Origin of the sequence: Streptomyces sp. NRRL F-5755 (assembly GCF_001279365.1) — a bacterium.
GTDB classification, from domain to species: domain Bacteria; phylum Actinomycetota; class Actinomycetes; order Streptomycetales; family Streptomycetaceae; genus Streptomyces; species Streptomyces rimosus.
The window spans coordinates 57387-64618 of the sequence record NZ_LGCW01000321.1; the positions used below are offsets into that span (position 1 = coordinate 57387).

General features: G+C 72.8%; 8 protein-coding genes. 3 read left to right on the forward strand and 5 right to left on the reverse strand.

The genetic code is table 11. The features are described 5' to 3' along the window. Positions 1-38: 38 nt before the first annotated feature. From ADK86_RS39065 to ADK86_RS45870, 5 genes are all read right to left on the reverse strand, one after another. Positions 39-1253: an SfnB family sulfur acquisition oxidoreductase gene (locus ADK86_RS39065; RefSeq protein ID WP_053700904.1), complete on the reverse strand. Its 1215-nt coding sequence runs from the start codon at positions 1251-1253 to the stop codon at positions 39-41. 18 nt (positions 1254-1271) lie between these two features. Beyond that, positions 1272-1826 carry an NADPH-dependent FMN reductase gene (ssuE, locus tag ADK86_RS39070; RefSeq protein WP_053700905.1) on the reverse strand — a complete coding sequence of 185 codons (555 nt, stop codon included), beginning with the start codon at positions 1824-1826 and terminating at the stop codon, positions 1272-1274. A 39-nt stretch (positions 1827-1865) separates the two neighbouring features. Beyond that, the gene (locus ADK86_RS39075) at positions 1866-3083 is read right to left on the reverse strand and encodes an acyl-CoA dehydrogenase family protein (RefSeq protein ID WP_053700906.1); all 1218 of its coding nucleotides are present in this window, start codon (positions 3081-3083) and stop codon (positions 1866-1868) included. Between the two features lie 49 nt (positions 3084-3132). Further along, complete coding sequence (gene sfnG / locus ADK86_RS39080) at positions 3133-4269, reverse strand: dimethylsulfone monooxygenase SfnG (protein WP_053700918.1); 1137 nt, start codon at positions 4267-4269, stop codon at positions 3133-3135. Positions 4270-4507: 238 nt separating this feature from the next. After that, on the reverse strand, positions 4508-4594 hold the full coding sequence (locus ADK86_RS45870; protein WP_351860154.1) for a putative leader peptide: 87 nt from the start codon (positions 4592-4594) through the stop codon (positions 4508-4510). Between the two features lie 219 nt (positions 4595-4813). Here ADK86_RS45870 and ADK86_RS39085 point away from each other — a divergent pair, with 219 nt between their 5' ends. The 3 genes from ADK86_RS39085 to ADK86_RS39095 all read left to right on the forward strand — a co-directional run. Continuing rightward, positions 4814-5737, forward strand: a complete 924-nt coding sequence (locus ADK86_RS39085) for a LysR family transcriptional regulator (RefSeq protein ID WP_053700907.1) — start codon at positions 4814-4816, stop codon at positions 5735-5737. A gap of 95 nt (positions 5738-5832) precedes the next feature. Beyond that, positions 5833-6642, forward strand: coding sequence for an MBL fold metallo-hydrolase (locus ADK86_RS39090; protein ID WP_053700908.1), 810 nt, complete (start codon positions 5833-5835; stop codon positions 6640-6642). Next, a partial coding sequence (locus tag ADK86_RS39095) for a DedA family protein (protein ID WP_053700909.1) occupies positions 6639-7232 on the forward strand: 594 nt, incomplete at its 3' end. The genes ADK86_RS39090 and ADK86_RS39095, both read left to right, overlap by 4 nt.

Sequence of the window (7232 nt, forward strand, 5' to 3'; positions counted from 1 at the left end):
GGAAGCAACGGGGGAAGGGGGAACAGCGAGAACGGGTGTCAGAGGAGGCCGTGCCGGGGCGGCCGGGTGCCGTTGAGGACGTACCGGCCGAGGTGCTGGACCTTCCAGCGCGCCGGGTCGTGCAGCGTGTGGGTCCGCGCGTCGCGCCAGTGCCGGTGCAGGTTGAGCCCGTCCAGGGCGGCCCGGGTACCGGCCACCTCGAACAGGGCGCTGCCCGTCTCCACCGCCGTCTCCCCCGCGTACGCCTTCGCCGCGGCGACCGCGATCGACGCCTCGGCGGCGGTGTCGTCGGTGAGGCGGCCGGTGGCGGCGTCCACGGCGCGGGCCGCGGCCTCCAGGAGGGACTGCGCGGCCCGGACCCGCAGTTCCAGTTCGCCGAAGCGCTGCACGAGCAGCGGGTCCTCGGCCGCCGTCGCGAAGCCGCTCTCGAACCACGGCCGGCTCTGTGTACGGACGAACTCCGCCGCTTCGGTCAGCGCTCCGCGGGCGATGCCGGTGTCGATGGCGGTGTGCAGCAACTGCGCGATCGCACCGTGCAGTTGCGGGCCCTCGAAGGTGAGGTGGTGCGGGACGACACGGTCGGCCGGTACGGCAACGGCTTCCAGCCGGACCGTGCCGCTGGCGGTGGTGCGCTGCCCCATGCCGTCCCAGTCGTCGACGACAGTGACGCCGGGCGCGTCCCGCGGTACGTACGCGACGTGCAGCTTGTCCCTGGCGCCGCGGGCCAGCACCGGAATCCAGTCGGCGAACAGGGCGCCGGTGGAGTAGTGCTTGGTCCCGGTCAGTACGTAGCCGTCCTCGGTGGGCTCCAGCCGGGTGCGGATGTCCTGGACGTGCCGGGTGCCCGCCTCGGACTGCGCGTTGCCGAAGCGGCGCCCGGCCAGCACCTCGCGGAAGAAGAACTCCCGCTGCCGGGAACTCCCCTGGGCACGCAGCACGTTGATGTACACGAAGTGGCTCTGGGGAATCTGGGCGAGGCTCGGGTCGGCTGTGGCGAGCAGCCGGAAGACCTCGGCCAGGGTCGCGGCCGAGACCTCGGCGCCGCCGTGGGCGCGCGGCACGGTGATGGCGAGCAGGCCGCTGGCCGAGAGCCGGTCGAGTTCGCGGCGCGGCAGCCGCCGCCGCGCGTCGCGTTCCGCCGCGCCGGGGCGGAAGGCGTCGGCCAGTTCGGCCGCGACGGCGCGTGCTTCGGCGTCGTCGGCGATGACGTGGGCCGTATCGGCCCGGGGCGTGGCGGGTGCGGTGGTGGTCATGTGCGTACCCCTGCCGTCTCAGCTCGCGGCGGCGAGCAACGGGGCGCGGCCGAGGGCGCCGGAGAACTGGTCGAGGACCTGGTGCAGGGCTTCGGCGGTGCCCTGCTCGATGCCGAGCGTGCCGTCCTCGCGCACGTCGAGCTGCCGGTCCAGGACGAACCAGCCCTGGACGATGTGCGCGGCGCCCATGGAGGAGAGCACCGGCCGCAGCGCGTAGTCGATGGCCAGGACGTGCGCCGTGGTGCCGCCGGTGGCCAGCGGCAGCACGGTCTTGCCCGCCAGCGCGTACTGGGGCAGCAGATCGAGCAGCGATTTCAGGAGCCCCGAGTAGGCGGCCTTGTAGACGGGCGTGCCGATGACCACGCCGTCGGCCTGCGCGAACAGCTCGGTGGCGGCGACGATGTCGGGGTGCTGGAAGTCGGCGCCGAGCAGCGCCTCGGCGGACAGCGTACGGACGTCGAGTTCGACGACGCGGTGGCCTTCGGCGCTGAGCCGGGCGTCGAGGTGGCGCAGCAGGCGGGCGGTGCGGGAGGTGGCGGAGGGGCTTCCGGAGACGGACAGGACGGTGGGCATGGCGGTCACCTCGGGGGTCGGCAGGAGCGGGAAGGGCGGTCAGGAGTACCAAGTGGGCGTGGGGAGTTCGCCGGTGAGGACATGGCGGCCGACTTCCCGCCGCTTGTACGCCACGGGGTCATGCAGGGTGTGCGTGCGCACGTTGCGCCAGAAGCGGTCCAGGCCCTCGGCCGTGGCGGTGGAGCGGGCGCCGGTGGCCTCGAAGATCCGGTGGGTGATCTCCAGGGCCACGTCGGTGGCGTGTGCCTTGGCCGCGGCGACCCGTACCTCGAACTCTCCGCGGTCCCGCTCGGTCACCGCGTCGGGGTCGTCGTGCAGTCGCCGGCCTTCCTCGGCGACCCGGTCGGCGAACGCCTGGGCCGCCCACAGGCGGGTGGTCAGGTCGCCGTAGATGTCGATGATGTACGGCTCGTCCACGGCCCGGTTGTGGCCACCGTGCAGCCAGGGGCGGGTGGTGTTGCGGGTGTAGCCCGCCGCCGTCTCCAGGGCGCCCGCGGCGATCCCCAGGTAGAGGTTGACGAACACCAGCTGGATGGTGGGCACGTTGAGGGTGTTGTAGACGCGCGGCCGGAAGGTCTTGTCGACATAGCCCGCCGCGCTCTCCCAGCCCACGCGAACGCTGTCGAGGGTCACACCACCGCTCTCGGTGAGCCGCTGGCCGATGTTGTCCCAGTCGTCGTGGAAGGTCAGGCCCTCGCTGTCGGAGGGCACGATGGCGAAGACATGATCGTCGGTGCCTTCCAGGACGCCTTCGAGCACGGTGACGTCGGAGACCTTGCTCCCCGTGGAGAAGGACTTGCGTCCGCTGAAGGCCAGTGTGTCGCCCTCGTCCCGTACGACCACGTCGGCGTCGCGCGGATTGACGGCGCCGCCGAAGAACCACCGGTTGCGCGCGGCCTCGGCCTCGACGTGCTCCCACTGCTCGCGGGTGCCGACCAGGCGGGCCGCCCAGTTCCACAGGTAGTGGTAGCCGAGCAGCTGGGCGATCGAGCCGTCGGCCTTGGCGACTTCGCGTACGACCTGGTAGGCGGTCGTCCAGCGCTGTCCGCCGCCTCCGTGTGCGGCCGGGCCGAGCAGGGTGACCAGGCCGGAGTCCTTCAGGAGTTGCACCTCGGCGTACGGGGTGGCGCCGGCCCGGTCGCGGGCGGCGGCGTCGGTGGCGAGGATCGCGGCGACCTCGGCGGCGCGGGCGGTCCATGCGTCCGCGTCGGTGGGGGCGGGCCGGGACTGCCAGGTGGTGGGGGCCACGGCGCTCATAAGGCTCTCCTTCGTATGTCGGTGGTTGCGGAGCGGGTACGGGGGCCGGTCAGGCGACGACGGCAGCCGGGGGCCGCGGCCGCGCGTCCGGCTCCTGGGCCTCCAGTTCGCGTACGAGCGGCAGGACGCGCTGGCCGAAGTACTCGACCTCCTCCAGGTAGTGCAGGAAGCCGAGCAGGAAGAGGTCCACGCCGAGGCGCTTGTAGGCGACGATGCGCTCGGCGATCTGTTCCGGCGTACCGATCAGCCCCGTACGGAACCCGTCGTTGTACTGCACGAGGTCCTCGAACGACGAGTCCTGCCACATGCCCTTGCCGTCGGCGGTGGAGCGGCCCGCCTGCCGCACGGCGTCCGAGAAGCCGTGTACGGCCTCGGTGTCCGCCTTGGCGACGATCTCCCGCAGCACCTCGCGGGCCTCCGCCTCGGTGTCGCGGGCGATCAGGAAGCCGTTCAGGCCGAAGCGGGGCGCGGGCCGCCCGGCCGCGGCGGCCGAGTCGCGCACGTCGGTGAGCTGTTCGGTGACGCCGGCGAAGTCCTTGCCGTTGCTGAAGTACCAGTCGGAGACCCGGCCCGCCATGGCGCGGGCGGCGGTGGAGTTGCCGCCCTGGAAGATCTCCGGGTGCGGGCGCAGCGGGGAGGTGACCGGCTTGGGCTTGAGCGAGAAGTCGCGGATCCGGTAGAAGTCGCCGGCCAGCCGCGCGCGGTCCTCGGTCCAGATGCCGCGCAGCGCGGTGATGAACTCCTCGGCCCGCCGGTAGCGTTCGTCGTGCTCCAGCCAGGGCTCGCCGAGCGCGGTGAACTCGCCCTTGAACCAGCCGCTGACGACGTTGACCGCGAACCGGCCGCCGGACAGCTGGTCGGCGGTGGCGCCGAGCTTGGCCAGGACGCCGGGGTGCCAGAGTCCGGGGTGGACGGCGGCGATGACCTTCAGACGCTCGGTGGCGAGCAGCAGCGCGAGGCTGAAGGAGGTGGACTCGTGCTGGTACTCGGCGCCGTAACTGGCCATGTAGCGGACCTGGGTGAGCGCGTAGTCGAAGCCGTTGCGCTCGGCCAGGGCGGCCAGTTCGCGGTTGTAGTCGTAGCCCCAGTCGGTGCGCTGCTCGATGGTGCTGGTGACCAGGCCGCCGCTGACATTGGGCACCCAGTAGGCGAAGCGCAGCGGGTCGGAGGCGGGCGGGACGGGCATCAGGTACTCCTGGTGGATCTGGGCGGGCAGGGGGAATTGCGGCATCGGCCGGTACGCGCATTCCGTACGACTCGTCATCCGGAAATCAGCGCGCGGACATGGCGAACAGGAGACGCGACGAACAGGAGCGCGGCGAACCGGCCATTCCAGATGGCATGACGGGGAAATCCGGAAGGTTCCGGAAAAAGATCAACCGGCTCGCCGGAAAACCGCCGGAGAATCCGGACCGGTGGCGTCCTTACCGGCCGGCGCGCCGACACAGGGCGCTGGAGACCCGTACGAGGTCCACATGACGGCGTTGTGTGAGCTGCCCGAGCTTCTTCATCAACGCGTCACCTCCTCGCAACAATTCGGCGGTATGGCCACGGTCCGGCCGGTCGTTTCCCGCCACTTCCGGGAGTTTACCCAGGCTGCCGCCGCGGGTCGACAAGGCATCCGCGAAGTGGTGATAGGGTCCCCCTTCCACCGGCCCCGAGCGGGAAATGGCACCGGCCCCCGACCGGGGAATTCACCGGCGTCCGGCCATGCTTGGAGGCGGCTTGCCGTGCGAATAGAACAACTGGAATACCTGGCGGCGGTCACCCGGCTCGGGTCGCTGCGCCGGGCCGCCGAGGAGCTGCATCTGTCGCAGCCGGCGCTGAGCGAGACCGTCCGCAACCTGGAACGGGAGCTGGGCGTGGGGCTGCTGGACCGCAAGCGGTCCGGGGCGAAGATCAGCGACGAGGGGCGGGAGCTGCTGCCGCACATCGCCGGGGTACTGGACGCGGTCGACCGGCTGCGCCGCGCGGCCGACGACCAGCACCAGGTCAGCCGGATGGTGCGGCTCGGCACGGTCAACGCGGCCACGGTCCCGCTGCTCGTCCCGGCCGTCCGGGAGTTCCGCGCCGCGCATCCGCTGACCCAAGTGGAGGTGGTCACCGCCCAGCAGGACGCCATCCAGCAGGGCCTGATGGAGGGCGGGTTCGACCTCGGGCTGGTCAACTACCTGCGGGGCGACGACCTACCGCCCGGCCTGCACACCACCGAGCTGCTGTGCGGGCGCCCGGTCGTGTGCGTGCGCCCGGACAGCCCGCTGGCGGCGCCGGCGGCGGTCACCGTCGCGGATCTGCTGGCCGAGCCGCTGATCGTGATGCGCTCGGGGTACGTCATGCACCGTTACGTCCACCGGCTGCTCCGGGGCCGTGCACCGTCCTTCTCGTACTCGACCGACGGCGCGGAGATGGGCAAGCTGATGGTGGCCGAAGGGCTCGGCGCCACCGTGCTGCCCGACTACAGCGTGCTCGGCGACCCGCTGGAGCGCAGCGGGGCGATCACCTGCCGTCCGCTGGCGGACGACGCCACCGAGGTGCGCATGGTGATCCAGCGGCGCCGGGCCGGCTCGGTGCCCCGTGCGGCCCGCGATCTGCACGCGATCTTCGTCCGGCGCGCCGGGGAGCCGCCGCACCGGGGCACCCGCGCCGACGCGTGATGAGGCAGGATCGGAGAAGGCGTACGGAGGAGGATGTACGGCGGCGCGCGCCGGGCAGCTCCGCGCGACGGTTCCGTTCCGGTCAGGAGGTCGGTGTGGCGGTGGAGGTCACCTGGTGGGGGCACGCCACCGTCACGGTCGCCGACTCGGGCGTACGGGTCCTGACCGACCCGCTGTTCGTCCGGCGCCTCGCACACCTGCGGCGCCGCCGGGGCGCGCTCCCGCCGCCCGCCGCGGCCCACGCCGACGCCGTGCTCGTCTCCCATCTGCACGCCGACCATCTGCACCTCGCCTCCCTGGCGCGCCTTGCGCCGGGCACGCGGCTGGTGGTGCCGTACGGGGCGGCCGCCGCGGTGCCGGGGCTGCGGCGGGTGGCGGCGGCCCGCGGGCTGCCGGTCACCGAGGTGCGGCCCGGTGACACGGTGTCCGTACGCGCGTCCCGGGACGGCCGCGGCCCCGCCGAGGTGACCGTCCGCGCGGTGCACGCGGCGCACGACGGGCGCCGGCTGCCGTACGGGCCGCACCGGGTGCCCGCGCTCGGCTATGTGGTGCACGGCGCGGCGACGACGTACTTCGCCGGCGACACCGGGCTCTTCGACACGATGGCCGAGGAGGTCGGCGCCTGTGATGTGGCGCTGCTGCCGGTGGGCGGCTGGGGCCCGTTCCTCGGGCACGGGCATCTGGACGCGCGGCGTGCGGCAGAGGCGGCGGCGCGGCTCGGGCCGGTCAGCGCGGTCCCGGTGCACTACGGCACGTACTGGCCGATCGGCATGGACGCGGTGCGCCCGCACGAATTCCACTCCCCCGGTGACGAGTTCGCCCGGCAGGCCGGGCTGCTGGCGCCGGAGGTGGCGGTGCACCGGCTGGCGCACGGCGAATCCGTACGGCTGACGGGCGCACGGTGATCGGCGGCCTGGCGGGCGGCCTGCCCGCCGAACCGGCACAGCAGGCGGTGGGCTATCCGTCGCTGTTCCTGCTGGTGGTGCTGGGCTCGCTGGTGCCGGTGGTGCCGACCGGCGCGGTGGTCAGCTCGGCGGCGGTGGTGGCCTTCCACCAGGGCTCGCCCTGGGCACTGCTGTCCGTCTTCGGAGTGAGCGCCCTCGCCGCATTCCTCGGTGACCTGGGCCTGTACTGGCTGGGCGGGCGCGGTGTGCGCTCACGCAACGGTTCCCGCTGGCTGGACCGACTGCGCGACCGCGCCGCGCCGGAACGGCTGGCACAAGCACAGGCCGGGTTGCGCGCCCACGGGGTGCTGGTACTCGTACTGTCGCGGCTGGTACCGGCCGGACGGGTACCGGTGATGCTGGCATGCCTGCTGGCACGCGTACCCCTACGCCATTTCGCCCGCGGCGACCTGCCGGCCTGCCTGGCCTGGGCACTGACCTACCAACTCATCGGCGTACTGGGCGGCTCCCTGTTCGGCGAACCATGGCAGGGCGTGGCCGCCGCGGTCGGGCTGGCTCTGCTGGTCGGCGGGGTGCCTGCGGTGTGGGGG

Bases quoted from the DNA above. Each gene is read 5' to 3' on its own strand.
- ADK86_RS39075 (WP_053700906.1), bottom strand. From the start codon at position 3,083: ATGAGCGCCGTGGCCCCCACCACCTGGCAGTCCCGGCCCGCCCCCACC.
- ADK86_RS39065 (WP_053700904.1), bottom strand. From the start codon at position 1,253: ATGACCACCACCGCACCCGCCACGCCCCGGGCCGATACGGCCCACGTC.
- ssuE (WP_053700905.1), bottom strand. From the start codon at position 1,826: ATGCCCACCGTCCTGTCCGTCTCCGGAAGCCCCTCCGCCACCTCCCGC.
- ADK86_RS45870 (WP_351860154.1), bottom strand. From the start codon at position 4,594: ATGAAGAAGCTCGGGCAGCTCACACAACGCCGTCATGTGGACCTCGTA.
- sfnG (WP_053700918.1), bottom strand. From the start codon at position 4,269: ATGCCCGTCCCGCCCGCCTCCGACCCGCTGCGCTTCGCCTACTGGGTG.